Origin of the sequence: Salmonella sp. WC3 (assembly GCF_042932255.1) — a bacterium.
In the GTDB taxonomy this organism is placed as follows: domain Bacteria; phylum Pseudomonadota; class Gammaproteobacteria; order Enterobacterales; family Enterobacteriaceae; genus Salmonella; species Salmonella enterica.
In genome coordinates this window covers 1263462-1289596 of sequence record NZ_CP170629.1, presented here as the reverse complement: position 1 = coordinate 1289596, position 26135 = coordinate 1263462, and the positions used below count along the sequence as shown (strand labels likewise).

Annotated in this window: 23 protein-coding genes and 2 pseudogenes; 7 read left to right on the top strand and 18 right to left on the bottom strand. The window is 50.1% G+C overall.

All coding sequences use genetic code 11. The annotated features are described in order from the left end of the window. Window positions 1–2: 2 nt before the first annotated feature. On the bottom strand, window positions 3–1106 hold the full coding sequence (gene proB / locus ACFK9X_RS06025) for a glutamate 5-kinase (RefSeq protein WP_151115855.1): 1104 nt from the start codon (window positions 1104–1106) through the stop codon (window positions 3–5). A gap of 282 nt (window positions 1107–1388) precedes the next feature. Between proB and phoE the strand changes: the two genes are divergently transcribed. Continuing rightward, window positions 1389–2441 (top strand): phosphoporin PhoE, encoded by a 1053-nt coding sequence (gene phoE / locus ACFK9X_RS06020; protein ID WP_053445587.1) that lies wholly within the window; start codon window positions 1389–1391, stop codon window positions 2439–2441. Between the two features lie 50 nt (window positions 2442–2491). On the opposite strand, the gene crl is transcribed toward phoE, so the two are convergent. The 3 genes from crl to gpt all read right to left on the bottom strand — a co-directional run bounded on the left by crl (window position 2492) and on the right by gpt (window position 4742). Then, a complete protein-coding gene (gene crl / locus ACFK9X_RS06015; protein ID WP_000174696.1) occupies window positions 2492–2893 on the bottom strand; it encodes a sigma factor-binding protein Crl in 402 nt (133 codons plus the stop codon). A 57-nt stretch (window positions 2894–2950) separates the two neighbouring features. Next, window positions 2951–4195, bottom strand: a complete 1245-nt coding sequence (gene frsA / locus ACFK9X_RS06010) for an esterase FrsA (RefSeq protein ID WP_000189588.1) — start codon at window positions 4193–4195, stop codon at window positions 2951–2953. Window positions 4196–4283: 88 nt separating this feature from the next. Beyond that, window positions 4284–4742: a xanthine phosphoribosyltransferase gene (gene gpt, locus ACFK9X_RS06005; RefSeq protein ID WP_001292018.1), complete on the bottom strand. Its 459-nt coding sequence runs from the start codon at window positions 4740–4742 to the stop codon at window positions 4284–4286. Between the two features lie 248 nt (window positions 4743–4990). Here gpt and pepD point away from each other — a divergent pair, with 248 nt between their 5' ends. Next, window positions 4991–6448, top strand: a complete 1458-nt coding sequence (pepD, locus tag ACFK9X_RS06000) for a cytosol nonspecific dipeptidase (protein ID WP_001292977.1) — start codon at window positions 4991–4993, stop codon at window positions 6446–6448. Window positions 6449–6602: 154 nt separating this feature from the next. Here the strand turns inward: pepD and prfH are convergent, their stop codons facing one another. The 3 genes from prfH to dinB form a co-directional block, all read right to left on the bottom strand. Further along, entirely contained in the window at window positions 6603–7217 is a 615-nt protein-coding gene (gene prfH / locus ACFK9X_RS05995) for a peptide chain release factor H (RefSeq protein ID WP_000602087.1), read from the bottom strand. Next, window positions 7214–8353, bottom strand: coding sequence for an RNA ligase RtcB family protein (locus ACFK9X_RS05990; RefSeq protein WP_000528901.1), 1140 nt, complete (start codon window positions 8351–8353; stop codon window positions 7214–7216). Before ACFK9X_RS05990 ends, prfH begins: the two co-directional genes overlap by 4 nt. Before the next feature lie 218 nt (window positions 8354–8571). Next, entirely contained in the window at window positions 8572–9627 is a 1056-nt protein-coding gene (dinB, locus tag ACFK9X_RS05985; protein WP_023200510.1) for a DNA polymerase IV, read from the bottom strand. A 249-nt stretch (window positions 9628–9876) separates the two neighbouring features. Between dinB and dpaA the strand changes: the two genes are divergently transcribed. After that, window positions 9877–10617, top strand: a complete 741-nt coding sequence (gene dpaA, locus ACFK9X_RS05980; protein WP_001225658.1) for a peptidoglycan meso-diaminopimelic acid protein amidase — start codon at window positions 9877–9879, stop codon at window positions 10615–10617. Here dpaA and ACFK9X_RS05975 read toward each other — a convergent pair. Both ACFK9X_RS05975 and lpcA read right to left on the bottom strand, forming a co-directional pair. Then, a complete protein-coding gene (locus ACFK9X_RS05975) occupies window positions 10588–11355 on the bottom strand; it encodes a class II glutamine amidotransferase (RefSeq protein WP_000333387.1) in 768 nt (255 codons plus the stop codon). The genes dpaA and ACFK9X_RS05975 overlap by 30 nt on opposite strands. Window positions 11356–11518: 163 nt before the next feature. Continuing rightward, on the bottom strand, window positions 11519–12097 hold the full coding sequence (lpcA, locus tag ACFK9X_RS05970) for a D-sedoheptulose 7-phosphate isomerase (RefSeq protein WP_000284051.1): 579 nt from the start codon (window positions 12095–12097) through the stop codon (window positions 11519–11521). 238 nt (window positions 12098–12335) lie between these two features. Here lpcA and fadE point away from each other — a divergent pair, with 238 nt between their 5' ends. The 4 genes from fadE (at window position 12336) to pagN (ending at window position 17423) form a co-directional block, all read left to right on the top strand. Continuing rightward, complete coding sequence (gene fadE / locus ACFK9X_RS05965; RefSeq protein ID WP_151115853.1) at window positions 12336–14780, top strand: acyl-CoA dehydrogenase FadE; 2445 nt, start codon at window positions 12336–12338, stop codon at window positions 14778–14780. Between the two features lie 108 nt (window positions 14781–14888). Then, on the top strand, window positions 14889–15656 hold the full coding sequence (locus ACFK9X_RS05960; protein ID WP_023200511.1) for an amidohydrolase: 768 nt from the start codon (window positions 14889–14891) through the stop codon (window positions 15654–15656). A gap of 309 nt (window positions 15657–15965) precedes the next feature. Beyond that, window positions 15966–16373 carry a Spy/CpxP family protein refolding chaperone gene (locus ACFK9X_RS05955; protein WP_000788200.1) on the top strand — a complete coding sequence of 136 codons (408 nt, stop codon included), beginning with the start codon at window positions 15966–15968 and terminating at the stop codon, window positions 16371–16373. A 330-nt stretch (window positions 16374–16703) separates the two neighbouring features. Further along, complete coding sequence (gene pagN / locus ACFK9X_RS05950) at window positions 16704–17423, top strand: adhesin/invasin protein PagN (protein ID WP_000787603.1); 720 nt, start codon at window positions 16704–16706, stop codon at window positions 17421–17423. 3 nt (window positions 17424–17426) lie between these two features. On the opposite strand, the gene ACFK9X_RS05945 is transcribed toward pagN, so the two are convergent. The 9 genes and pseudogenes from ACFK9X_RS05945 to ACFK9X_RS05905 all read right to left on the bottom strand — a co-directional run bounded on the left by ACFK9X_RS05945 (window position 17427) and on the right by ACFK9X_RS05905 (window position 25720). Further along, complete coding sequence (locus ACFK9X_RS05945; protein ID WP_031626858.1) at window positions 17427–17642, bottom strand: hypothetical protein; 216 nt, start codon at window positions 17640–17642, stop codon at window positions 17427–17429. A 119-nt stretch (window positions 17643–17761) separates the two neighbouring features. Beyond that, a pseudogene (locus ACFK9X_RS05940) lies at window positions 17762–18708 on the bottom strand (LysR family transcriptional regulator). 496 nt (window positions 18709–19204) lie between these two features. Beyond that, window positions 19205–19442 (bottom strand): annotated as a pseudogene (locus tag ACFK9X_RS05935) (PerC family transcriptional regulator); the annotation flags it as partial. Between the two features lie 82 nt (window positions 19443–19524). Further along, the gene (locus tag ACFK9X_RS05930; protein ID WP_023200514.1) at window positions 19525–20346 is read right to left on the bottom strand and encodes a polysaccharide deacetylase family protein; all 822 of its coding nucleotides are present in this window, start codon (window positions 20344–20346) and stop codon (window positions 19525–19527) included. A gap of 407 nt (window positions 20347–20753) precedes the next feature. After that, window positions 20754–21224, bottom strand: coding sequence for an AfaD family invasin (afaD, locus tag ACFK9X_RS05925; protein WP_000266929.1), 471 nt, complete (start codon window positions 21222–21224; stop codon window positions 20754–20756). Window positions 21225–21245: 21 nt separating this feature from the next. Further along, window positions 21246–23756, bottom strand: a complete 2511-nt coding sequence (locus ACFK9X_RS05920; RefSeq protein ID WP_151115849.1) for a fimbrial biogenesis outer membrane usher protein — start codon at window positions 23754–23756, stop codon at window positions 21246–21248. Window positions 23757–23779: 23 nt separating this feature from the next. Next, on the bottom strand, window positions 23780–24520 hold the full coding sequence (gene safB / locus ACFK9X_RS05915) for a pili assembly chaperone SafB (protein WP_000691914.1): 741 nt from the start codon (window positions 24518–24520) through the stop codon (window positions 23780–23782). 180 nt (window positions 24521–24700) lie between these two features. Continuing rightward, a complete protein-coding gene (locus ACFK9X_RS05910; protein ID WP_225321148.1) occupies window positions 24701–25093 on the bottom strand; it encodes a Saf-pilin pilus formation protein SafA in 393 nt (130 codons plus the stop codon). Window positions 25094–25225: 132 nt separating this feature from the next. After that, window positions 25226–25720: a hypothetical protein gene (locus ACFK9X_RS05905; RefSeq protein WP_151115847.1), complete on the bottom strand. Its 495-nt coding sequence runs from the start codon at window positions 25718–25720 to the stop codon at window positions 25226–25228. Between the last annotated feature and the right edge of the window lie 415 nt (window positions 25721–26135).

Genomic DNA, 26135 nt, shown 5'->3' with positions numbered 1-26135 from the left:
CCTTATCGAGTAATCATGTCATCACGATGAACAGCGACCGGGCCATATTCATAGCCCAGAATCGCATCGATTTGTTGAGAGTGGTGACCGGCTATCCGCCGCAGAGCATCACTGTTATAACGGCTGACGCCATGAGCAATATCACGCCCTTGCAGGTTACAAATTCTGATGACCTCCCCCCGCGAGAAATTGCCCGTCACGCTTTTGATGCCTTTTGGCAGAAGTGAACTGCCACGTTCCAGCATTGCCGCGGTCGCGCCTTCATCAACCGTAATTTCACCTGCCGGCGGCGCGCCGAAGATCCAACGTTTGCGGTTCTCCAGCGGCGAGGCTTGCGCATGAAAACGGGTGCCGACGGAAATCCCCTCCATCACATCGCCGATCACGCCCGGTTTACTGCCTGAGGCAATAATCGTATCAATACCCGCGCGACAGGCCACGTCTGCCGCCTGAAGCTTAGTGCTCATACCACCGGTTCCCAGCCCGGAAACGCTGTCTCCCGCGATAGAGCGCAGCGCATCGTCAACGCCATACACATCTTTGATAAGCTCCGCCTGCGGATTGCTACGCGGATCGGCGGTAAATAATCCTTGCTGATCGGTCAGCAGCAGCAGTTTATCCGCGCCTGCCAGGATCGCCGCCAGCGCGGAGAGGTTATCGTTATCGCCCACTTTAATTTCCGCTGTCGCAACGGCATCATTTTCATTGATAACCGGCACAATATGGTTATCCAGTAATGCACGCAGCGTATCGCGGGCGTTCAGAAAGCGCTCTCTGTCTTCCATATCCGCACGCGTCAACAGCATCTGCCCGATATGGATACCGTAAATTGAAAACAACTGCTCCCACAGTTGAATCAGGCGGCTTTGCCCTACCGCCGCCAGAAGCTGTTTAGAGGCGATCGTTGCCGGCAGTCCCGGGTAGCCGAGATGTTCACGCCCGGCGGCAATCGCGCCAGAGGTAACAATAACAATACGATGTCCCGCAGCGTGTAGCTGCGCGCACTGGCGGACAAGTTCTACGATATGGGCACGGTTCAGGCGGCGCGATCCGCCTGTTAGCACGCTGGTGCCGAGTTTTACGACCAGCGTCTGGCTGTCACTCATGATTCTCTGCCGTTCAAAATAAGAAATAAAGACCAAATGAACGTTTTAGCAGGACTGGCTCCGGTTGCCAACAACCTGTACGCGTAGCGTGAAATTTTGTTGCGCAGGATCAGCAAGCGTAGCGGCGGAATTTGACCATTTTATTACCGCAACAATTAAACATATTTTTTTAAAAAAATTCTCACTTTGTCATAAATCTTTCATTACCGAACGTTAAAAACCTTCCTGTTTTTTACCGGGTCTCCCGACAAATCATAGCGCGTAATTAAAACAGGAATGGAAATGAATAAGAGCACTCTGGCAATAGTGGTGAGTATCATCGCATCAGCATCTGTTCACGCCGCCGAGGTTTACAATAAAAACGGTAATAAGCTTGATGTGTATGGAAAAGTTAAAGCCATGCACTATATGAGCGATTATGACAGCAAAGATGGCGATCAAAGCTACGTTCGTTTTGGTTTTAAAGGCGAAACGCAAATTAACGATCAATTGACCGGCTACGGGCGCTGGGAAGCTGAGTTTGCCGGTAATAAAGCCGAAAGTGATTCGTCCCAGCAAAAAACCCGCCTGGCCTTTGCTGGCCTGAAATTAAAAGATATCGGTTCTTTTGACTATGGACGTAACCTGGGCGCGCTGTACGATGTTGAGGCCTGGACGGATATGTTTCCCGAATTCGGCGGCGACTCTTCCGCCCAGACCGATAATTTTATGACTAAACGCGCCAGCGGGCTGGCGACTTACCGCAATACCGATTTCTTCGGCATCGTTGATGGACTGGATCTTACCTTACAGTATCAGGGGAAAAACGAAGATCGCGATGTGAAAAAGCAAAACGGCGACGGCTTCGGTACTGCCGTGAGCTATGATTTCGGCGGCAGTGATTTTGCCGTCAGCGGCGCTTATACTCTCTCCGATCGCACCAGGGAGCAAAATCTGCAGCGCCGCGGTACGGGCGATAAAGCCGAAGCCTGGGCTACGGGTGTTAAGTATGACGCGAATGATATTTATATGGCGACTTTCTATTCAGAAACCCGCAACATGACGCCAGTTTCCGGCGGATTTGCCAATAAAACCCAAAACTTCGAGGCAGTTATCCAGTATCAGTTTGATTTTGGTCTGCGTCCGTCATTAGGCTATGTGCTGTCAAAAGGCAAAGATATTGAGGGCGTCGGCAGTGAGGATTTGGTGAATTACATTGACGTTGGCGCAACCTATTATTTCAACAAAAATATGTCCGCGTTTGTAGATTACAAAATCAATCAGCTTGATAGCGATAACACGTTAGGCATTAATGACGATGATATTGTGGCAATAGGGTTGACCTACCAGTTCTGATAAGTCGCATTGTGCCTGATGGCGCTACGCCATCAGGCATGGCAGCAGGGTTATGCCGACAGTTTTACCGGCTCGTCGTTGAAATCGTCAGACGGCTCCAGCGCCAGCTCCATAGAAATCAGCAGGTCGCGTAGTTTTTCATGAAACTCGCGTAGCGTGTATTCCAGTCGCTCCACCACTTCGGTTTCGTTAATCGGCACTACGGTCCAGTTGCCCTCTTTATCAAACAAACCAAACTGATAACGATAAGTGAAGCGTTTCTCTTGTGCTTCCAGCTCCATCCACCAGCCCCAAAATTCACGCTTCTCTGGCGCGGGCTTCACGTTGACGCAAACTGCCAGGCAATCGAAAAAAAAACGATTGTCTTCGCACTGCCCTTCCCGGATATAGGGGCCAAGCGCGGTAAATTTCTTGATCAATCTACTTTTCGGGTGTCCACTCGGTAACGTCATTGCGATCTCCTTTAATGAAGCAACTGTTTTACCAAATCAATAGAATTTATCAATCTATTAACACAATCTATGATTAATCCAGTCGGTAATTTCTTGCAGCGCGCGGTCAAAATTGCGGTACACCGGGTTAAAAGGGATCTCTATCAGCTTACCGTCTGAAGATGATGTTGTAATTAAGCGAGACTCTTCTTCCGGGCTGAAAGGATCGTTTTTCCAGAAGCCGGAAAGCATTGGCGTAGGACAACGTCTGCCCAGTAGCCCCTGTACTTTCAACGAATAGCGATTGAGCTCCACACGCAGCGCCTCATCCGAAGCATCATGCATACCCAGACGGCTGGCCAGCACATCCAGATACATCTCCGGCACCGTGCTCTGTCGTTGCGGATCGCTAAGTAGCGCATGGACCACCGGCCCCAGGCAAGCCACCGCTTTCAAACGCGGCGCTTCCAGATAGGCCAGACGCACCGCAACGTTGGCGCCAAAACGGAAACCAAACGCCGCAACACGGGTATGATCCACCCATGGGACATTAGGAAGCGCTTTTAACACATGCTGGTGGAGCAAGCTGGAATCCTGGGTTAATTTCCACTTTGATGAAAATCCAACCGAAGGCATATCAAGCGTTAACATCGCGATACCGCGCGGCGCGAAATAGCGTTCATACAGGGTGTAATAGTCGGTTTGCATGGCGTCCAGGCCGCCGCACATGAGCACCGTCGGAAACGGGCCATCCCCTTTCGGCATATGTAAAAACGCGGTGACAGGCGAACCGCCAGGAACGGCAAATTCCATTTCACGTAACGAGCCTGGCAACCGCTGCGCGGCCTCTTCATAGGCGCGATTCGCCAGCGCCTGCGCCTGCTCCGCCAGCTCATCGCCCTTCAAATGCGGGTAGGCGGCAATGTTATAGAGCGTTGAAGCATGAAGCCAGTAGCGTCCGCTGCGCATGGCGTCCTGTTCCTGACAGGCTTTCTGCTGCCAGTCCATCGCCTGCTTTGCCCACTCATAAATCCAGTTGCCGCCGCGGTAACCGATGACCGTATCGTATAAATCATCATCCGTTCGCTCTGCGTCGCTCATCACAATACGCGCCTGCACATCAAGGATTTCTCGTGGATCAACGCCGCGCCAAATCCACATCAGGCGGTTTATCATGCGATACCAGTGCGGGACGTTCTTACCGTCCAGCGCGGATTGCATGGGCGGCTGCGACCCACGATTGAACCGACGGACAAGGGTAGACGTTTCAGTATGTTTAAAGCGGGGTTTGAACAGGGTTTCGCTGAGGTTAGCCTGTGTCATTCGTGCAGCCTCCTTGGATACTCATAGAGGCTTATTGTAACCAATAAAACAGCGCCCGGCATTGCCGGGCGCTCTGAAAAGCTGCTGATTAACGACCTGAAATCGGCGGTACAAATACCACACCCATATCCCAGGGCTGCTCAATCCAGGTGTTCTGAGGAATATCAATAACATAATCATCAACCAGCGGACGGCCCGCCGGTTTAGCGAAAATCGTGACGAAATGCGCTTTAGGGTACATTTCGCGAATCGCGACGGCGGTGCCGCCGGTATCGACCAGATCGTCGATGACGATAAAGCCTTCGCCGTCGCCTTCTGCACGTTTCAGCACTTTCAGTTCGCGCTGGTTATCGTGATCGTAGCTGGAGATGCATACGGTATCGACATGACGAATGCCCAATTCACGCGCCAGTAGTGCGCCCGGTACAAGGCCGCCACGACTTACGGCAATAATGCCTTTCCATTGTTCTGAAGGCATGAGGCGGCTCGCCAGTTTGCGTGCGTGAATCTGCAACATGTCCCAGGTGACGACGTATTTTTCGCTCATGTGAAGTGTCCCAGCCTGTTTATCTACGGCTTAAAAAGTGTTCGAGGGGGAAATAGTTGCGCGAGATTATAGAGACCTGACGCGCTAAAAACCAGTGTTTAGCGGAATCCACGCCTCTTTTTGTATGCTTTATACTACCCGCAGGCGGAGAAAGTGGTATTCTCAGTCGCATCTCGTAAGAGTTATCAATTCCGCTAACCCTGTGGCCTGTAAGAACGTTTTTCAGACCACCGCCAAGGAGACTTATCGTGTCTGAACTGTCTCAGTTATCACCACAACCTTTGTGGGATATTTTTGCCAAAATCTGTTCTATTCCTCACCCGTCCTATCACGAAGAGCAACTCGCGGAACATATTGTGAGTTGGGCCAAGGAGAAAGGCCTTTACGTGGATCGCGACCAGGTCGGTAATATTCTGATCCGTAAGCCCGCCACTGCAGGTATGGAAAATCGCAAGCCGGTCGTTTTACAGGCGCATCTGGATATGGTGCCGCAAAAAAATAGCGACACCGTTCACGACTTCACTACAGATCCTATCCAGCCTTATATTGATGGCGAATGGGTTAAAGCGCGCGGTACTACGCTCGGCGCCGACAATGGTATTGGAATGGCTTCTGCGTTAGCGGTACTGGCTGACGATAATGTCGTCCACGGCCCGCTGGAAGTGCTGCTGACCATGACCGAAGAAGCGGGCATGGATGGCGCGTTCGGCCTCCAGTCCGGCTGGTTGCAGGCCGACATCCTGATCAACACCGACTCTGAAGAAGAAGGTGAGATCTATATGGGCTGCGCAGGCGGCATCGATTTTACCTCTAATCTGCCGTTGACCCGTGAAGCTGTACCCGCAGGATTTGCATGCTTTAAGCTAACCCTGAAAGGCCTGAAAGGCGGCCACTCCGGTGGTGAAATTCACCTAGGCCTTGGCAATGCTAACAAATTGCTGGCGCGTTTTCTGGCCGGGCACGCAGAAGAACTGGATCTGCGTCTGATCGATTTCAACGGCGGCACGCTGCGTAACGCGATTCCGCGCGAAGCGTTCGCTACCCTCGCCGTTGCCGCAGACAACGTAGGCGCGCTGAAAACATTAGTGAACGCTTACCAGGATATTCTGAAAAACGAACTGGCGGAAAAAGAGAAAAACCTGACGCTGCAACTCAATGAGGTTGCCAGTGATAAAGCCGCATTGACCGCGCCGTCACGCGATACCTTTGTGCGCCTGCTGAACGCAACGCCGAACGGCGTGATCCGCAATTCAGACGTGGCGAAAGGCGTAGTGGAAACATCGCTGAACGTTGGCGTGGTCACAATGTCTGATGCGAATGTCGAAATTCACTGCCTGATTCGCTCTCTTATCGACAGCGGTAAAGATTATGTGGTGAGTATGCTGGATTCGCTGGGCAAGCTGGCTGGCGCGAAAACCGAAGCAAAAGGCAGCTATCCTGGCTGGCAGCCCGATGCGAACTCGCCGGTCATGCACCTGGTGCGGGAAACCTATCAGCGTCTGTTCAACAAGACACCGAACATCCAAATTATCCACGCCGGCCTGGAATGCGGTCTGTTTAAGAAACCCTATCCGGATATGGACATGGTTTCTATTGGGCCGACCATTACCGGACCTCACTCTCCGGATGAGCAGGTGCATATCGAAAGCGTCGGCCACTACTGGACTCTGCTGACCGAATTGCTGAAAGCGATTCCTGCGAAGTAAGAAAGCGCTAAAATGCCCGTCCCATTTCTGGACGGGCTATCAATATGGAATATCGGGTATCCATTGCCAGATAAGCTCTCCTGGATGCGCTGAATAGCGCTGCGGCTACACGCGAATAGCCAGACAGCCCTATAACAGCGCCAGTAACACCGAATTATTGTGGCGTAAACGCCATTCCTTTAAATATCCGCAGCGGATTGCCGCGCTCAATCTGATGATGGAACAGACGCCTTTCAGACTTCAACGCCGCACACTCATTTTGCCGTTGCTGTTCCAGCCGCCAGGCAATCAGCAGCCGGGCCAGACGCTTATTCGCATGTTGACTGCGCTCCGACTGAACCTTCACGCTAATCCCGCTCACCAGGTGCGTGGCCCGCACTGCCGAGTCGGTTTTATTAACGTGCTGCCCACCCGGGCCGGAAGAGCGCAGAGTCTCGAAACGAATCTCATCAGACTGTATGTGTTCGTCGGCGGAAAAGCGCCCAATGCCGACGTACCAGTTTTTTCGCCCATGGTGCGGGCGATACGGGCTGGTACAAATCCACAGTAACGTGCCGCACCAACGTTCACTGAAAGCCATGGCTTTTTCGCCGTCCAGCGAGACCAGCGCGGAACGCAGCGTGTCTGGTAATCGTCCCGGCTCTGTTTCAAGCCGTGTCAGCGATACCTTTTCTCTGGCGGCTTCTTTCGTCAGACAATCCAGCGCTTTTTTTACCGCCAGACAACACTCGTCCGGTCCCTGTGCGGAAGAAAGTTGCAGTAAGATCATGCGCTTTTCTCCCCTGAGGTTTTCAGCGTCAGCACCGGACGCAGGCAGGCAACCGGCGTAATCAGTCCGGCGTCTGCCAGACAATCCACAACGCTATCGATGGATTTATACGCCTGCGGCGCTTCTTCATAAATGAGCTGGCGATCGCGGCAAATCACCCGGCTACCCATCCCGGTACGGCAGAGCTGTCGCGGGGTAAATTTTGCCGATAACCGGTCTTTACACTCGGTACGCATCCATTTGCGCCCCGCGCCGTGCGCCAGGGAGAAGAGGCTCTCCTCGCTGACGACGGGTTTCACCAGCCAGCTATAATCGCCGCGCGAGCCGGGGATAATCACCAGTCCCTGCCCATCTGGCGTAGCGCCTTTACGATGCAGCCACCCCGCCTCACCCGCGACAGTACAGGGTTCAACGAAGTTATGCGCCACATCCAGCCGCGGTTCGCCCTCAGCCCTGAGCTGTTGCAGTATCCGGCGGGCAATCAGCGCGCGATTACTGCGGGCAAATGCCAGCGCATCGTCATGTTCTGCAAGGTAGCGGCGCGCATCGTCGCTATCTTCCGGCAAACCGTTATGCGAAAACGCCTCCACATGACGACGCAGGATAGCTTGCCCCAGACCGCGTGAACCACTGTGTACCAGCAGTAATAACTGCGTTTTTTGTAACCCCGACAAAGCGAACGAATCAGCATCGACGATGCGATCGACCTGCTGCAGCTCGGCAAAATGATTGCCGCCGCCAATGGAACCCAGCGCAGAGCGCCACGAATGATGCTGCATTGCGGCGGGGACATTCTCCTCCAGCCACTGCGCGTCCGCCACGTCAGTCAGCGACGCCAGCCGCTTCTCCAGTTTATCGGCGTTATATTTACGCCCTAAAATATCCGTTTGCCATAACGCCATGCCGCAGCCGATATCGTTGCCGACCAGCGCCGGATAAAAGCGTCCACGCGAGAAAAAGGCTGCGCCAATAGGATAGCCACGCCCCGGATGCAGATCTGGCATCCCGATAACGCGTTTCATACCGGTTAACTTAGCCGTCGTATATAATTGTTGGATCGCGGAATCTTCGATCCACAGGTTATCTGATGCGATAGAAAATACCACATCTGATAAAGGACGAATATAATTGCCCATATACCATTCCATATATGAATTAAAAAATCAGGAAATGGCAGACTAATCCAGGGCAATAAAAGAAAATTAATCCTGGAAAGGTCTGCAAAGTGCGTTCAGAGAATAAAGTGTCATGATGAACCTCCTTTGCAGTTATTGAGAATGAGAAAACGTGGGTATAGTAATACTGAAATTTAGATGGCGCAATCGTAATAGTGATAAAATATTAATGGCCTGACTTATAACCCTAACACCAACTGTCGTTCCAACTGAGGGTCGAGCAGCGTTACGTGTAGCCCCACCAGCCGTACGCCGCGCTCGCCGCGACGCTCGTCCCAGGTTTTACGGGCGGTGGTAATTAAGTCTTCTTTACTTAATTGCGGCCAGACATGTTCCTGAGTGGTTTGCTGAAAATCATTAAATTTTAATTTAACGCCCTGTCGGGCAATCAGTAAATCGGGCTTTACTATAGCCAGACGACGCTCCAGTTCCGGATATAAATGTTCAATAATGGCCTCGCAGTCCGACCATTCATGAATATCCTCCGCCAGAGTACGCTCAACACCTACCGATTTACGCAGCCTTTCGCTGTTAACATCACGCTCGTCAATACCCTGACTACGCTCCCATAATACCCGGCCAAATTTACCAAAGCGTTTGAGAAGCATCGCCAGATCGCACTGTTGAATATCCCCGCAGGTTCTTAACCCCATATTTTCCAGTTTAGCGGCGGAAACTTTCCCCACGCCTGGAATTTTGGCTAACGGCAACGTTTTAAGAAAGCCGGGTACATCGGCTGGCGTAATAACATATTGTCCGTTCGGTTTATTGAGATCGGAGGCGATCTTCGCCAGAAATTTCACTGGCGCAACGCCGGCGGAGGCGGTGAGTTGCAGTTCATTGAAAATAGTCTGACGAATCTCCCTGGCGATCAGAGTTGCCGAACCATAACAGTGCGGGCTGTCAGTCACATCCAGCCAGGCTTCATCCAGCGAGAGCGGTTCAATCAGTGAAGTGTAGCGGGAAAAGATGTCACGTACATGCCGCGAAGCCTCTTTATAGGCGTCAAAGCGGCCAGGCAGTAAGGTGAGATGGGGGCACAGCTTTAGCGCCATGGCGGTCGGCATCGCGCTACGTACGCCAAACTGGCGCGCAGGATAGTTGGCGGTACTGATAACGCCTCTTCGCTCACGACTCCCGCCAATGGCAATGGGGATATCGCGTAACGCCGGATTATCACGCATCTCTACCGCGGCAAAAAAACAGTCCATATCAACATGTATGATTTTGCGCATCGCTCGCCCCCACAATACTGTTTAAGTGTACAGTATGTTTTATTGCGCGCAAAGAGACATTCGCGTTAAAAATGCGACATATTCGAAGGTATGACGACGAAAGCGGCGGGAAAATTGTAAACGTACACACGGGGACTTGCGAAAAACTGCCGTGGTGCTAATGTGAGCGCTCCAAATCCAGATTACTCCGATTTGGGGACTCTTTTGCCGTTCTGGCGTGTGTAACCGTTTTATCAAGGAACAAGCAGTATGCGTAAAATCGCATTTTTTCTTGCGATGCTTCTGATGCCGTGCGTCTCATTTGCCGGTTTGCTGAGCAGCAGCAGCCCCGTCACGCCGGTCAGTAAAGAGTATAAGCAGCAGTTAATGGGCTCACCGGTCTATATTCAGATTTTTAAAGAAGAGCGCACCCTTGATCTTTACGTCAAAATGGGTGAGCAATACCAGTTGCTTGATAGCTACAAAATTTGCAACTATTCCGGCGGGTTAGGCCCGAAACGCCGTCAGGGCGATTTTAAAAGTCCGGAAGGGTTTTACAGCGTTCAGCGCAATCAACTCAAGCCAGACAGCCGTTTTTATAAGGCCATCAACATTGGTTTTCCCAATGCCTACGATCGCGCGCATGGCTATGATGGTAAATATCTGATGATTCACGGCGCCTGTGTTTCCGTCGGCTGCTATGCCATGACCGACAGCGGCATTGATGAGATTTTCCAGTTTGTCACCGCCGCGCTGGTCTTTGGTCAGCCGAGCGTACAGGTGAGTATTTATCCGTTCCGGATGACCGACGCCAATATGCAGCGTCATAAATATTCTTATTACAAAGATTTCTGGGCGCAGCTAAAACCCGGCTACGATTATTTTGAACAGACGCATAAGCCGCCAACTGTTTCTATCGTTGATGGACGTTACGTCGTGAGCAAACCGTTGAGTCACGAAGTCGTTCAGCCACAGCTGGCCTCAAATTATACGCTCTCCGAGGCAAAATAACGCCCATTCGCCTGGCATAATCTTTTGCCAGGTTTCATTCCCCGTTAGCGGCTGGGTAGCAATCACGGTAACCACGTCATTTGGCGTGGTCTGTGAGCTGAAATCAATTTCCATATCCTGATCCACCAGCGTGGCTACGCCAAACGGCGCCCGGCGAGTGATCCAGTGTAAATGGGTTGAGCAAAACGCCATCACATATCGCCCATCTGACAGCAGCATGTTAAAAACGCCTTTTTCACGTAATACCGTCGCCAGTGTCGCAATATATTTAAATACCGCTGTCATGTTGCCCGGCGTGCGGGGATAACGCTGCGTTAATTTATGCAATAGCCAGCAAAACGCTTTTTCGCTGTCGGTTTCCCCCACCGGACGAAAATTACCGGTTTCCAGCGACTTATAACCGTTGAGCTGACCGTTATGAGCATAAGTCCAGTTGCGTCCCCATAATTCCCGGGTAAAAGGGTGTGTATTTTCCAGCGCCACTTCACCGCGATTAGCCTGACGGATATGGGCGATAACCGAGCAGGACTTGATCGGGTAATTCTGTACCAGTTTCGCAATCGGCGAATGGTAGCTCGGTTGCGGATCTTTAAACGTGCGACAGCCCTTTCCTTCGTAAAAGGTAATTCCCCAGCCGTCTTTATGCGGCCCGGTTCCGCCGCCACGCTGCACCAGTCCGGTGAAGCTAAAGCAGATATCCGTCGGCACATTGGCGCTCATCCCAAGCAGTTCGCACATACATCACCTACCTTAAAACGGTTAATTGCCTGATAAGACCAGCAAAGCACAGCTCGTAGGCCGGATAAGACGCTTGCGTCGCCATCCGCCACAATGCCCGATGGCGCTTCGCTTATCGGGCCTACACGTTCCAGGCCCGATAAGACCGGCAAATATTATCGGCTTATTTAACCATCTCTTTTTCGATCAACTGAATCAGGATATGAATTACTTTGATATGAATTTCCTGAATACGATCGGCATAACCGAAGTGCGGTACGCGAATTTCAATATCCGCCGTTCCCGCCATTTTGCCGCCGTCTTTGCCGGTCAACGTAATCACTTTCATGCCTTTTTCACGGGCCGCGGCAATCGCTTTAATCACGTTACCAGAGTTACCCGACGTCGAGATCCCTAACAGGACATCGCCTTCGCGCCCTACCGCCTCAACGTAACGAGAGAAAATATAGTCATAGCCAAAATCATTACTGACGCAGGATATATGGCTAACATCAGAAATCGCAATTGCCGGGTAGCCCGGACGATTTTCACGATAACGACCTGTCAGCTCTTCAGCAAAGTGCATCGCATCGCAATGGGAGCCGCCGTTACCGCAGGAAAGTACCTTACCACCCGCTTTAAAACTGTCAGCCAACAGGACCGCCGCGCGCTGAATGGCGTGAATATTGGCGTCATCTTTTAAAAAATTAGCCAGCGTTTCCGCCGCTTCGTTCAGTTCGTTACGAATAAGATCCTGGTACATGAGGATATCCTTCAGCATGAATGTAAATGACAGTATGCAGTGTACCGGATAGCAGTACAGGCGAGAAGCATAAGCCGAATTAACGCCTCACGCTTTTGATTTTTCGTGCCCCAAAAACGGCAACAATGTGAGCTTTGTTGTAATTATTTTGTAAACACATTGCTAAAAGATTTTACATCCACTACAACCTAATCATCACAAGTGGTCAGACCTCCTACAAGCAAGGGAGCTTTTCGTTATGATGATTTTGAGTATTATCGCTACGGTTGTTCTGCTCGGCGCATTGTTCTATCACCGCGTGAGTTTATTTCTCAGCAGCCTGATTCTGCTCGCCTGGACCGCCGCACTTGGCGTCGCTGGCCTGTGGTCCATCTGGCTGTTGGTTCCTCTGGCCATTATCCTCGTGCCGTTTAACCTCACACCGATGCGAAAATCAATGATTTCCGCACCGGTGTTCCGCGGCTTCCGTAAGGTCATGCCGCCGATGTCGCGCACTGAGAAAGAAGCGATTGATGCCGGTACAACCTGGTGGGAAGGCGATCTGTTCCAGGGCAAGCCTGACTGGAAAAAACTGCACAACTATCCGCAACCGCAACTCACTGCCGAAGAGCAAGCGTTTCTCGACGGTCCGGTAGAAGAAGCGTGCCGGATGGCGAACGATTTCCAGATTACCCATGAACTGGCGGATCTGCCGCCGGAACTGTGGGCTTATCTGAAAGAGCATCGTTTTTTTGCGATGATCATTAAAAAAGAGTACGGCGGACTGGAGTTCTCCGCTTATGCGCAGTCCCGTGTACTGCAAAAACTGTCCGGCGTCTCCGGGATTCTGGCTATCACCGTCGGCGTTCCAAACTCACTCGGCCCTGGCGAGTTGTTGCAGCACTATGGTACGGAAGAGCAGAAGAATCACTATCTGCCGCGACTGGCGCGCGGCCAGGAGATCCCCTGCTTTGCGCTGACCAGCCCGGAAGCAGGTTCTGATGCAGGCGCCATTCCGGATACCGGCGTGGTTTGCATGGGCGAATGGCAGGGCCAGCAGGTGCTGGGTATGCGCCTGACCTGGAACAAGCGTTACATTACGCTGGCGCCGATAGCTACCGTGTTGGGTCTGGCGTTTAAGCTTTCCGATCCGGATAGATTGTTAGGCGGAGAAGAAGAGCTGGGTATTACCTGCGCCCTGATCCCTACCTCAACGCCGGGTGTGGAAATTGGTCGTCGTCACTTCCCGCTTAACGTTCCGTTCCAGAATGGTCCAACCCGCGGTAACGATATTTTCGTGCCTATTGATTATATTATCGGCGGCCCCAAAATGGCCGGACAAGGCTGGCGTATGCTGGTGGAATGTTTGTCGGTAGGACGCGGTATTACCCTGCCGTCCAACTCCACTGGCGGGGTGAAATCCGTCGCGCTGGCAACCGGCGCCTATGCTCACATTCGTCGTCAGTTCAAAATTTCTATCGGCAAGATGGAAGGTATTGAGGAACCGCTGGCGCGTATTGCAGGTAACGCTTATGTGATGGATGCCGCCGCATCGTTAATCACCTACGGCATTATGCTGGGCGAAAAACCGGCGGTACTGTCGGCTATCGTGAAGTACCACTGCACCCACCGTGGCCAGCAGTCCATTATCGACGCGATGGATATCACTGGGGGTAAAGGCATTATGCTGGGCGAGAGCAACTTCCTGGCGCGTGCTTACCAGGGCGCGCCTATCGCGATCACCGTGGAAGGCGCGAATATCCTGACCCGTAGCATGATGATCTTTGGTCAGGTCGCCATTCGCTGCCATCCTTATGTACTGGAAGAGATGGCCGCAGCGCAGAATAATGATGTGAATGCCTTTGATAAACTGTTGTTTAAACATATTGGCCATGTCGGCAGCAATACCGTCCGCAGTTTCTGGCTTGGCCTGACCCGCGGATTAACGAGCCATACGCTAACCGGCGACGCCACGAAGCGTTATTACCAGCATCTGAACCGACTGAGCGCAAACCTGGCCCTGCTGTCCGACGTGTCAATGGCGGTACTGGGCGGCAGCCTGAAACGCCGCGAGCGTATCTCCGCGCGTCTGGGCGATGTGTTGAGTCAGCTTTATCTGGCCTCAGCCGTACTGAAGCGTTACGACGACGAAGGTCGCCACGAAGCCGACCTGCCGCTGGTGCACTGGGGCGTACAGGATGCGCTGTATCGTGCTGAACAAGCGATGGACGATCTGCTGCAGAACTTCCCGAACCGCGTCGTGGCCGGATTGCTCACCGCGATGATCTTCCCGACTGGCCGTCATTATCTGGCGCCGTCTGATAAGCTGGATCACGCCGTGGCGAAGATCCTACAGGTGCCGAACGCCACACGTTCACGCATTGGGCGCGGTCAGTATCTGACGCCCGCCGAACATAATCCGGTCGGTTTACTGGAAGAAGCGCTGCGTGATGTCATCGCTGCCGACCCTATCCACCAGCGCATCTGCAAAGAACTGGGTAAAAATCTGCCGTTTACTCGTCTGGATGAACTGGCGCGCAATGCGCTGGCGAAAGGGCTTATAGATAAAGATGAAGCCGCCATCCTGGCGAAAGCGGAAGAGAGCCGCCTGCGCAGTATCAACGTTGATGATTTTGAACCTGAAGCGCTGGCGACCAAACCGGTAAAGCTGCCGGAGAAAGTGCGTAAAGTCGAAGCCGCATAATCAGTCTCGTGTCTTTCCTGCCCCGCTTTCGCGGGGCTTTTTCTTGCCGCTTTTTTATTATTGCTCATGCTACAGTGTAAAGACGCTGTTCAATGAGGAGCTCCGATCGTGTCTGGTTTGAAAATTACTCTGTTGCAACAACCTTTAGTCTGGATGGACGGCCCGGCAAACCTGCGTCATTTTGACAGACAGCTAGAGCTCGTATCTGGCCGGGATGTGATTGTTCTGCCTGAAATGTTTACCACCGGCTTCGCGATGGAGGCCGCTAATAACTCACTTTCGCAAGATAGCGTGATTACGTGGATGCAGGCCAAAGCCCGACAAACTGACGCTCTGATTGCCGGCAGCGCGGCGCTACAAACTGAGCGCGGCGCCGTAAATCGCTTCTTACTGGTTGAACCGGAAGGCAAAGTTCATCTCTATGATAAGCGCCATCTGTTTCGTATGGCGGATGAACATCAACATTATGCCGCAGGCGATAAACGCATCATCGTGCAGTGGCGCGGTTGGCGCATTCTGCCGCTGATCTGTTACGATCTGCGTTTTCCGATATGGTCGCGCAACCGCAATGATTACGATCTGGCGCTGTATGTAGCGAACTGGCCCGCGCCGCGCTCGCTACACTGGCAAACATTACTGACGGCGCGCGCTATTGAAAATCAGGCTTATGTCGCAGGCTGCAACCGGGTTGGCACCGATGGCAACGGGTTACATTATCGCGGCGATAGCCGGATCATTAATCCCCAGGGCGACATTATCGCCACCGCCGAACCACACCAGGCGACACGTATCGATGCCGATCTTTCTCTCGTCGCCTTGCAGGACTATCGCGAAAAATTTCCAGCCTGGCGCGATGCCGATCCATTCATCTTGTAAGCAACCTGCCGCTCACCGCGGCGGGATTGTTTCACTCCGTAACTCTCCGTAAAACAAATTCGCGTGGCGTAATGTGGCAGGCAACGTATTCTGACTAAGAGCCTATCCCATTAGGGCTATTTTACTTGCCATTTTGGACCTGGGCAGTGCTCAAAATCCTCACGTACTACGTGTACGCTCCGGTTTTTGCGCGCTGTCCGTGTCCAAACTGGCTGCGCCAATAACGCCTACTGGGATAGGCTCTAAGATAATTGCTCGCCATTCGTGGGTAATAAAAACGGTTAATCACTCCCTTATCAGGATATCTTCATGAAAAACTTTGTACGCACAACTTTACTGGCAGCGACTCTGGCGGGCGTTTCTTTTGGCGCTTTCGCCACCGCTGTCCCCAATCCTCCCCTGCCCGCCCAGGATCCTATTGTCCAGCATCTGAAGCTAACAAACGATCAGATTACCCGGATCAAAAAACTTCACCAACAACTGGAAACCGACGTCAGTCAGATTTCTATGAAGGGAATTAAAGACGGTGCGCTGATAGAGGTGATTAAATCCGGTAAATGGGATGACGCCGCCGTAAAACAGCAGCTTGCAGCCTTCAGTAACATAGAACAACAGGCTCGCTATTATCGGGTTAAATATTATTTTGATTTAAGCAAAGTCTTAACACCAGAACAGCGTCAACAGGTACAACAAGATCTCGCCCAGGCACTTGAGTAAATATTTTTGCCCGTTATTCCGGGATAACGGGCTTTATCCAGGTCGGGTACAAATTCATCTTCATCTTTTTCTTACAGCATCGCTCCATCTCACACTACCCGTTACATAACGTAGAAGTGAAACCGTACGTGGGGCAATTTGGCGAGGAGATGGATTTCCATACCGACGATTATCGTATTGTTATTTAAAATCTTCATCTCATTTTTTACCCGCTTACAGAAAACCCAGCGTTACAATAGACCGTTTTTTGGGCTTCGTTTATGTAATCGTTATATCACACCCTATACCGTGAAACTTGTCTTTTAGCCCAATATTAAGGCAGGTTCTGAAATGAAAAACTTTTTCGCAGTCTGCATCATTCCCCTTGTGGTAGCCTGGTCCGCTACTGCATCAGCAAAAGAAGGGATCTATATCACCGGGAAAGCGGGGACATCCGTAGTCAATGTCTATGGAATCAACTCAACCTTCAGCCAGGATGAGATAGTCAATGGTCATGCAACGTTACCTGACCGTACCAAAGGCGTTTTTGGCGGCGGGGTTGCTATCGGTTATGACTTTTATGATCCATTCCAGCTTCCAGTACGTTTAGAACTGGATACCACTTTCAGAGGTGAGACGGATGCTAAAGGCGGGCAGGATATTATTGCATTTGGTGATCCAGTACACATAAATGTAAAAAATCAGGTCCGAATGACCACTTACATGGTTAATGGCTATTATGATTTTCACAATAGTACGGCATTTACTCCCTATATCAGCGCAGGCGTTGGCCTCGCTCATGTGAAGCTAAGTAATAACACCATTCCTGTTGGTTTTGGTATTAATGAAACTCTGTCTGCTTCAAAAAATAACTTTGCCTGGGGCGCAGGTATCGGTGCAAAATATGCTGTAACAGATAATATTATGATTGACGCCAGTTATAAATACATTAATGCTGGCAAAGTAAGCATTTCAAAAAATCACTATGCTGGTGATGAACATACCGCTTATGATGCAGACACAAAGGCTGCCTCCAATGACTTCATGCTCGGCATTACTTACGCCTTTTAAACACTATTGGTAAAATAGCTGGTCCTGTGGGTTCCCGAAGGCGCAATGGAGGATATCAGTAATGAATACTCCTGCGCCTTCAGAAAATCTTTGAACAGGTGCAACCTGGCGCCATTTTTCAGTACACTGCAACGTTTCTGGTATGGGCTTAAATTCCGGCTGCCCAAAAACAGTCCCGTCCTGTTTCCGGATATTATCATTTCCGTCAGTCGGCATCATGTTTTGTATTGGGCATCGTCAAAAGACGACTGGCTGACCAGTCGCATATCTCGATGCCTCAATTCAGTCATCATCATGTGGGTTTAAGTCAGGAACGTGTCAAAACCATTCCAAACGGGTTAATCATCATTCAGAAAATCAATTTGTGGGCGATTATTCCATTTATCTTCAATAAAAGACAGAAAGCGTTGAAATAAAGGAGAATAATACTGACGATGACGCCATACAAGATAAATGGGGAGATCTGGAACCCTCCATTCAGGAAGTATAATTTCAAGTTCATTATTTTTAAGTATTTGGTGGCAAGCCAGGCCGGAGTCATGAGGTTGATACCCTTTCCTTCTAAAACCAAATTAAGAACACTCAAAAGATTATTGGAAGATAAATGAACATTAACAGCGCCACTAATAGTGTATGATTCATCTTGACGGAAAAGAGTAAGAGGTCCGGAAAGACCATGGTTGTGAAGACCCACAATAATGTGATTTTCCAAATCGCCAAGATGTGAGATCCTGCCATATTTTCTGATATATTTCGGACTCGCACAAAGAACCAACTTTAAAGGGCTTATCTTTCGATACACGAGATCCTCACTTTCGATTATGCCACTTTTAAAAACCAGCTCATCAAACTCCAGGGATTTACTAAAAAAATCGCTACGCTCTCGTGAATCTAGGTAGATTTTTGTATCCGGATAGCTAGCTGTAAATTCCCATATCCACTTATTGGCAAGAAACTCACAGACAATAGCCGGAGCCGAAAATTTTATACTCCCTCTGATAATTTTATCCGGATTTCGCAATTCATCCAGCAAGGACTGAAAGGAAGATGTTATCCTTTTCATGCTTGCATAGGCTGTCTGACCAGCTCCAGTCAGTTCTAAGTGATGTGAATCGCGCCGAAGTAAAGTAACCTCAATAGAATTCTCAAGGCGGCTAAGCGATTTACTGACAGCAGAAATGCTAATATCTAATTCCCGCGCAGCCCGGGAAAGATTTCCTACTTCCGCCACTTTAATAAATATCATCCAGTCTCGCATACCACGATTATTGATCAGTTCCATCATTATCTTCCGTTGATAAAAGAAATTCTTATATTAAAGGAGCTATCAACGACTTACTGATGCGTCATTGTGTGCCTCAATGTCCTTGATATCATCATAATAAAAAATCTATTGGCTGCAAAATAGCATCTGAATCGATCATGATTTTGCATCCATCTCCGGTTACTAATTGAACCTGTTTACCACTCAGTGTAAATACCCTATCTCAGAAGTGATCGTCAAGGTTGTCGCCGAACCAGATCTCAATAATAAAGTGGTTCATTGTCATGCACCCGTTCTGCAAAGGCATTCTCCTTTTCTGTGACGCAGTCTGGAGCACATTAATTGCATCGTTCACCTAACAAAGTATCCCGTGGAAACAAGCAAAACATCGCCAGATTATTCTTACTTGCGTACCCCCCACCCGGCTCGATATTATTTGTGAAAGCGGAGGAAACAGAACAGACGGTTTAAATAAGACACTTACTCAAAACACAAACCTATGTGCAGGCTCCTCTCATTTCGTCACGTCGCTGATATCCAGCTTTACTGGCGCCAGGGGAAGATATCTGCGCAAGGCAATAACTCCGGCGCAACAACAACCACTCCCGCTGGGCCTCTGTACATTCAAAATCGCCCATGACCAAAAGCCAGCGGGTAGAAGCCCTGCGCCAGTGACCTGCTGCCTCCAGATTCTGCGCAACCGGGTCTATCACGGCCTCCGGTGTTATCTTATTTCTGCTCAAAATCAGCACCATCATTTAGGATATAGCCTACAACCCCTGCCCGCCGATGATGGGGGAGGATTCGGTATGCAGCACTTTCATCCTGATCTCCGGCTCAGTCAGCTATCCGACGTGCCCCCTTATGCCGGGCCAGCAGCGAAGAAAATCCGGGCGTGGTGTGATAAAACAGACGACGTTTCAGCCAGCCCACATTCTTTCGCTCCTTTGTGTTGATACGACCAATACGCTGTGAACCGATGACTGGATTGTTCATACGCCTTTCTGTGGTATACAGGTATGTGAACCCCAGCTCTTCAGCCACATGAATATAGTCAGAACAATACCAGCCCTCAGGCCAGCACAGATGCTGACTGCAGCAACCCAGCATCTCCCTCATCCGCTTACGACTAAGAAGAATATCGACACGAAGCAAATCCGACGGATTACGGGACACAGGTTTCTGGTCCCAGCGTCGGTGGGTGTGCGTGTGCGAGTGAAACTCAACAAGGCCACTGAGGTGCATCTCCCGGACCTCTGACCAGCGCAGCATGACCTCATCAGCCCGGCCTTGTTTAACCAGCATCTGACACTCATCATGAGAGTACACCGGTTCGCCTGCAGGAATACGGACCGGTCCGTCACTGATCAAACTGGTCACAAGAAAGAGATGCGCATGCAGATTAAACTCCTGCAGCACCGGAAAAACCTGCAACCAGTTATCCAGCCAGCCGCCATCAAAGGTCAGCATGACGCTTTTACGAGGCAATCTTGCACCATGATAAAAAGCTTCCACCTCTGCTGCGGTAACGGTTTTCCAGCCAGATTCAGCCAGCCATTTCATCTGCGCCCGGAACGTACGGGGAGATAAGGTTATCTGTCCGGGTTTATCACTGACATGGTGATACATTAATACCGGTAAATGTCGTGCATAAGACATCTGCTTTATTCCTTTATATAAAAAATAAATTATTTTTACGCCTGAGGGGACAAGAAAAAGCCCTCTAAACATAAAATCTTAAATATCACATATGAATACCTGACAGATAAACAAACCTTATACCAGGGGCTTATAAAGCCCTGCTCACAAAAGAGTGAATCAAACAAATCCACAAAACAGAAAATAATAAAGGCATCAGTGTCCGTTAAATTATTTTACGAAACATAATATTCCTCTCCCTACAAAAAAAGATGAATTTCAGATTTTAAAATAAATCAGCAATTGATTTTTCTGCAATGAAGATTGCTAACCATATTTGCCTTGAGTAAATTTTCAATACATCCTCGAACCTGATATACAGTATTCGCCTTATTCACTTATACAGGAAGTATGAGTGGAACAGATGTCTACGCCTCCTCGTGTGTCAATGCACAGGCCTTAAAATCCAGCGTCCAGGTGTCCGCTGGCACTTCCTGATTACCATCAACGACCACACTGAAACTGGCGTTATCTGCAGCGGTTCTTAAAATGGCGCCACGACCACTCACCGTATCTGGTTGCCATCCCTCGCCCTCCAGGCGAACCTGAATGTGATGGCGAGGATCCTGTTGCCCGCTCAGCAACAATACGGCAGGCGTATTACCCGCCTTTTGCTCATCGCTCCATACCCGAAACCCGCTGTGACTGCCGTGATAAGTCACCCAGCCTTGCGCAAGCACCATCCCATCTGGCACGTGCCCAGCCCGAAAGTAAGCCCCTACACGTAGCGTTGTCTGAAGTTTTTCTGCGGCGTTCGCTATCGGCATCAAGCTACTGGCAGCGACCAGTAAGGTTACGCTATAGATAACCGTTTTCATTCGCTGTATTTTCATCCACATTGTTCTCTCCTTCAGAATCGGCTATCTGCAGAGACCGCTCATTTGATACAAGCCCGCGATTCCCTTGTGGGCAGGTAGCTGGTAGTTAACCCGACATTGCTGTGCTCCCCATTTCACCGTCAGTTCGCCCTTATCCGCCAGACCAGTGAGATAAACCTGGCTATCAGTATCCACCAGAGCAGCACTGCCATCCTGCCCATTGACTGTAACCTGCGCCCCGAAAGGAATGGCGCTACCATCTTCCCGTTTCAGCGTCATCAGTGCCCTGGCCCCGATGCGAGTGTGAAACTTCGCTTCCACCACCGCCCCTTCGGTTGGCACCACGCGCACATCGGTTTGTGTGACCTCTGCGTCATCCGGTAGTTGCGACGGATCGAGGCTGACTGTATTCTCCTGATAGACGCTCAGGTTGCCCACTGTGGTGTCGCCACGAAAATCCGTCTTAACGCCAGGCCAGCCGCCAACTGGCACCCCCGAGGCCCCTGGCGCTTCAACCAGCGCCACTGAGCCTTGCAAAGGTTGCCCCAGCGTCACACCATGATGGTGGATAACTATACCTCCCGCGATATTGACTCCCATCTGGCGCATCGCCCGGCTGTAGCTATAGTCACCACCTAACAGGCCGTAAGCCCCATTCCATGCCAAGTGCAATGCGCTGTTATTACCACCACCTGGCGGGGCATCGGCACGGTAACTCTGACGCACCTCCCAATCCAGTTGCTGACTGAATGCCTCTCCGTTGACCCCCACTTGTTGCGTCTGACCACCGTGTGATGGTGAAGTCATCTGCCAACTAGCACTTACATTATTCCCCGTCCAGCGGCTTAATGGCATACTGAACCACAGGCTGGTTATGTTCTCTTTACGGTGCTCGCCATTGCGCCACAGCGTTCTGTTTTGATTCCAGTTCAATGACAGCGAGCCCCCTCCAATAGAGGTTCCCCAACTCAGTCCGTAGCTGCCATCATGACCGGGGCGATTACGCCAGTCGGTACGGGAACCGGTTAAACTCAGATTGCCCAAATGCCTCCCCCATGACTGACTCAACATCAGGGTGGTACGCGAGCTCGGCTGCAAATTTTCCCGCCACGACCATAGACGGTTGCCATCATGTCGATAACTGTCGAGCACATCGGATAGGGTGTTATAGCCCTGCGAGGCATACTGCCATCTCGTCAGAAAAAAATTTGTCCCCGTCGCAGTCAGCTGGTTGCTGTAACGCAGTCGCCAGGAGGCTCCTTGCTGTACCGCTTCCCCCTGACGCTGACTGTGTGTGTCGCTTCCATCGACAGATAAACTCCCCCACCGCCCGAGAGATCCCCCCAAACCAAGCAATGCAGCTTGATAGTGCGTTGCACTCTGTATACCGCCGTATGCAGTGAGATTCCACGGCAGACCATACATCAACGTAGCCTGCGCGATCTGCGCCTTATCCGTTGCAGAGTCTGACGATCGGTATCGGCCCGTCAACAGGCTGTACTTCAAATATCCCTGGTGCAGTGCTATCGCCGGGGTCTGATACGGCACCACAAACATTTGTGTACTGCCATCGGCCTCCCACACGGTGACATGCAGATCACCACCACTGTCTGTTACCGACAGATCCCGCAGTGCAAACGGTCCGGGCGCCACGGTGGTGTTGTAAATGGTGTAACCATTCTGTTTGACCTCCACCCGAGCCTGCGTGCGGGCAATCCCACGCACTACCGGAGCAAACTGCCGCTCACTGTAGGGCACCATGTTGTCATCCGATGCCAACATCACACCGGTAAATGGCACACTATCAAATATCTCCCCCTGCGAAGTCTTTTGCCCCAGAGTCAGACGACTTTTTAGTGAGTACAGTCCACGCTCAGCATAGGTATATGCTGCCTGCCACTTCCCCGACAGTTGACTACTCCGCTGCCAACTGGTCGCATTGCGGACACGCCACGCACCTATATTGATTCCCGGTTGCAGTTGTACCCAGGAAGAGTTGTCACGCCTCTCCATATCCATTTTGTAATCCGTCTGCGTTGTCCCCGCACTGTAGTTCATCAGAAACGCCGGAATACCATCATCCCAAAGATCTTCTGGAGCGATCCCCTTAAATTCCGGACGCAACGCCAACTGCGGAATACTCAGTTGCAGTTGCTGATTATTGATATCCAGTACCGCTTTAGCCTGTGGAATGGCGGTCAGATCCGCACACTCATCTGGGGTCTTTGCTGCTTTCCACAACTGAGAGTAATCTTCCGTTTTTACGCCGTAGCGTGAAAGCTGACTGACCGTCAAACAAGAAGCCAGAAAAGGCGTTCCTTGCCCATCCTTTTCTAATTTGAACACCACATCACGGGTGTCGACACGTTTACCATTCACCATTACGTCCACTCGATAAGTCCCTGGCTGTTGTACCCCCTGGTTAAAGAGCGACATATCAACCCCTTTCGCTGCATCGCCCAACATTGATGCATCGAATGTGTAAGTGTGCGCATTTGCGCAGTGAACCACTCCCGCGATAAACAGTAGCAAGGCAGGTTGTTTGAACTTCATATTCTGCCGCTAAGCCCCTGGATTTATTTAAGGACGTAGTGGAACGGATGACTTTCACCACCAAAGTCAGTAATAACTCTCCACTCGATATCACCATGGGCACTACCTGGCATATTTAGTGTTTTGTCAGCAAAAGGGGGGATATACTCAAGCCCTGTAATGGGCTTTCCCCCTACTGTGACGGAGGCTAAATTCATGTAAAACGGGGTGGGGTTCTCCACCTTAAGTTTGTTGCCCGCCTCCACCCATCTTAAATTTCCTGCAACATCTTCCGGCGTCCCCTTCACGGCATCCGGGCGGAAAATCAGCTTATCACAGACGTTGATGGACAAATTGAGGTCAAGGGTCGCGCCCTTAGCCTGTGTATCCGACGGTTCATTTTCGGGTGGTACCGCCTTTACACAGACCCACTGTAAAGTCTCACGATCCGTTGGCATGTCACCACCAGTACGGACAATACGCAGTTGACTCTGCTGGTTCGCTTCTAAACGAAATAGAGGCGGCATCACCAAAAAAGGAGCAGGCGAACTTTTGTCTGCTGCTTTGACTGAAGACTGAACCAAAATAGGGTAATTCTGCGGGTTGCTCACCGAGAGCGTGGCTCCAACTGTACCAGCGTGATAAATCACCCGTGTAGCCCCCAGCTTCACGCTGAATGATTTAGTGTTTAAACTTAATTTCTGCTCAGCGGCATACACTGGAGGAGTTATAGAATTAGAGACGAATAAAACAGCCGCCATTACACCAAAACTAATAATTTTCATATTACAAGTTATAAAAAAATGTATGACTTGATATTTATTGCGCCTTAATAAAGGCGCAATAAAAGTTGTTTACTATTAAGCTTGATACTCCGCTATGTGTATCGTCACTGGATAAGTATCAGCCTTTACCGTTTGTGATCCAGACAATTTCACAGCGACTTTGTCTGTCATGTTATATATCTACCACTTATGCGAAGCACCATCCACTAATGAACCTTTTGAGCCACAGGCTACCCCCCCAAAGGTAATTTTAATGGTATTACCACTTTTACCAATTACCGTCCACACATCGCTGTCGTTGCCCACTGTTTCAGGTTTAGAATAATCTCCCGTTACCACGTATTGTTTGCTCGAACCGCTTGCCGAAAGTATAGCAATAGCCTCATCCCCCTTATGAGGCCCTGCCACCAAGCCAGACACTGGAGTAAGCTGTGCTTGTAGTTGTCCAGGATTGCTGAAGTTTACATCCGCCGACACGCCAGTGCTTGTATTCGGCACGAGCGAGCCAGCATAACAACTAGCAGCCATAATGCTCAATGCGCTTGCGATAATTAAATCTTTTATGTTTTTCATCGGAAATCCACCTTTTCAAAATCCCCCAGCACATCAAGAATGAATAATGTCATGCCAAAATTCACCGTACAGAAAAGCCTGTGGCTGGGAATACTTTAAGACTTAATAATACTTAATAGAAGTTGCTTACTATTAAGCTTGATATGCCGCTATGTTTACAGTCATTGGGAAGACATCAGCTGGGACATTCTGATCTCCAGCTAGTTTAACACCAAGTTTGTCGTTAATATCATATATGATCCACTGATGCCCATTGTAATTTACATTCCCCTTTGGTGAGGTTGTCTCACCATAGAAGTACACTTTGATTCCTTTGCCAGTATTTTTACCATATAAAGTCCATGTATCGCCATTCATGACATCCTTTGCCTTAAAATCCGCTGCGATCGCGAATTGTTTAGCAGCAACAGAACTAACTGCAATAGTCGCAATCTCCGTATTAGACTTAATCACCCCAGCCTTTAAGCCCGCCACTGGAGCAAATGTTACGCTCAACTGCTGGGGAGAGACAAAGCCAATATCCACTGAACTTTGTTGCTCTGAGCCCACCACGATTGAACCAGCATAACAACTAGCAGTTATCATGCTCAACACGCTTGCGATAATTAATTTTTTTATGTTTTTCATTGAAAAAAATACCTCTTTAAAACTAAGTTAAAATCGCACATCCAGAATGTTATGATGTCATAACAATTTTACCATATGGAAAAATCCCTGGCTGGTAATAACAACTTGTACTTATTGGTATTTGTTACCAATTCAAACAAGTAATGTCATAAAAATCTATATATCAGAGCACCTCTTAATCTGAAAAAAATTGCGTTATTGCCAATATAACCAGCATTGATGTTAACATCGTATTGTCAGGGTGGAATAGAATGCCAGTCAAAAAGCAATTATACCTTCCATTTACATTCAAGTGATAACATTACAATGAAACCCACCACACTGGGTGTGGGAAACTTATCTTCGAAGAGAGGATAATTATCAGGCATCGTTGCAACATTGTTTATATTTAAACATACATCTCCTACATCTCCTA

Excerpts from the sequence above, each read along its gene's own strand:
- proB (WP_151115855.1), bottom strand. The coding sequence starts at position 1,106 with ATGAGTGACAGCCAGACGCTGGTCGTAAAACTCGGCACCAGCGTGCTA.
- phoE (WP_053445587.1), top strand. The coding sequence starts at position 1,389 with ATGAATAAGAGCACTCTGGCAATAGTGGTGAGTATCATCGCATCAGCA.
- crl (WP_000174696.1), bottom strand. The coding sequence starts at position 2,893 with ATGACGTTACCGAGTGGACACCCGAAAAGTAGATTGATCAAGAAATTT.
- frsA (WP_000189588.1), bottom strand. The coding sequence starts at position 4,195 with ATGACACAGGCTAACCTCAGCGAAACCCTGTTCAAACCCCGCTTTAAA.
- gpt (WP_001292018.1), bottom strand. The coding sequence starts at position 4,742 with ATGAGCGAAAAATACGTCGTCACCTGGGACATGTTGCAGATTCACGCA.
- prfH (WP_000602087.1), bottom strand. The coding sequence starts at position 7,217 with ATGATCTTACTGCAACTTTCTTCCGCACAGGGACCGGACGAGTGTTGT.
- ACFK9X_RS05990 (WP_000528901.1), bottom strand. The coding sequence starts at position 8,353 with ATGGGCAATTATATTCGTCCTTTATCAGATGTGGTATTTTCTATCGCA.
- dinB (WP_023200510.1), bottom strand. The coding sequence starts at position 9,627 with ATGCGCAAAATCATACATGTTGATATGGACTGTTTTTTTGCCGCGGTA.
- dpaA (WP_001225658.1), top strand. The coding sequence starts at position 9,877 with ATGCGTAAAATCGCATTTTTTCTTGCGATGCTTCTGATGCCGTGCGTC.
- ACFK9X_RS05975 (WP_000333387.1), bottom strand. The coding sequence starts at position 11,355 with ATGTGCGAACTGCTTGGGATGAGCGCCAATGTGCCGACGGATATCTGC.
- lpcA (WP_000284051.1), bottom strand. The coding sequence starts at position 12,097 with ATGTACCAGGATCTTATTCGTAACGAACTGAACGAAGCGGCGGAAACG.
- fadE (WP_151115853.1), top strand. The coding sequence starts at position 12,336 with ATGATGATTTTGAGTATTATCGCTACGGTTGTTCTGCTCGGCGCATTG.
- ACFK9X_RS05955 (WP_000788200.1), top strand. The coding sequence starts at position 15,966 with ATGAAAAACTTTGTACGCACAACTTTACTGGCAGCGACTCTGGCGGGC.
- pagN (WP_000787603.1), top strand. The coding sequence starts at position 16,704 with ATGAAAAACTTTTTCGCAGTCTGCATCATTCCCCTTGTGGTAGCCTGG.
- ACFK9X_RS05945 (WP_031626858.1), bottom strand. The coding sequence starts at position 17,642 with ATGATGCCGACTGACGGAAATGATAATATCCGGAAACAGGACGGGACT.
- ACFK9X_RS05930 (WP_023200514.1), bottom strand. The coding sequence starts at position 20,346 with ATGTCTTATGCACGACATTTACCGGTATTAATGTATCACCATGTCAGT.
- afaD (WP_000266929.1), bottom strand. The coding sequence starts at position 21,224 with ATGTGGATGAAAATACAGCGAATGAAAACGGTTATCTATAGCGTAACC.
- ACFK9X_RS05920 (WP_151115849.1), bottom strand. The coding sequence starts at position 23,756 with ATGAAGTTCAAACAACCTGCCTTGCTACTGTTTATCGCGGGAGTGGTT.
- safB (WP_000691914.1), bottom strand. The coding sequence starts at position 24,520 with ATGAAAATTATTAGTTTTGGTGTAATGGCGGCTGTTTTATTCGTCTCT.
- ACFK9X_RS05910 (WP_225321148.1), bottom strand. The coding sequence starts at position 25,093 with ATGAAAAACATAAAAGATTTAATTATCGCAAGCGCATTGAGCATTATG.
- ACFK9X_RS05905 (WP_151115847.1), bottom strand. The coding sequence starts at position 25,720 with ATGAAAAACATAAAAAAATTAATTATCGCAAGCGTGTTGAGCATGATA.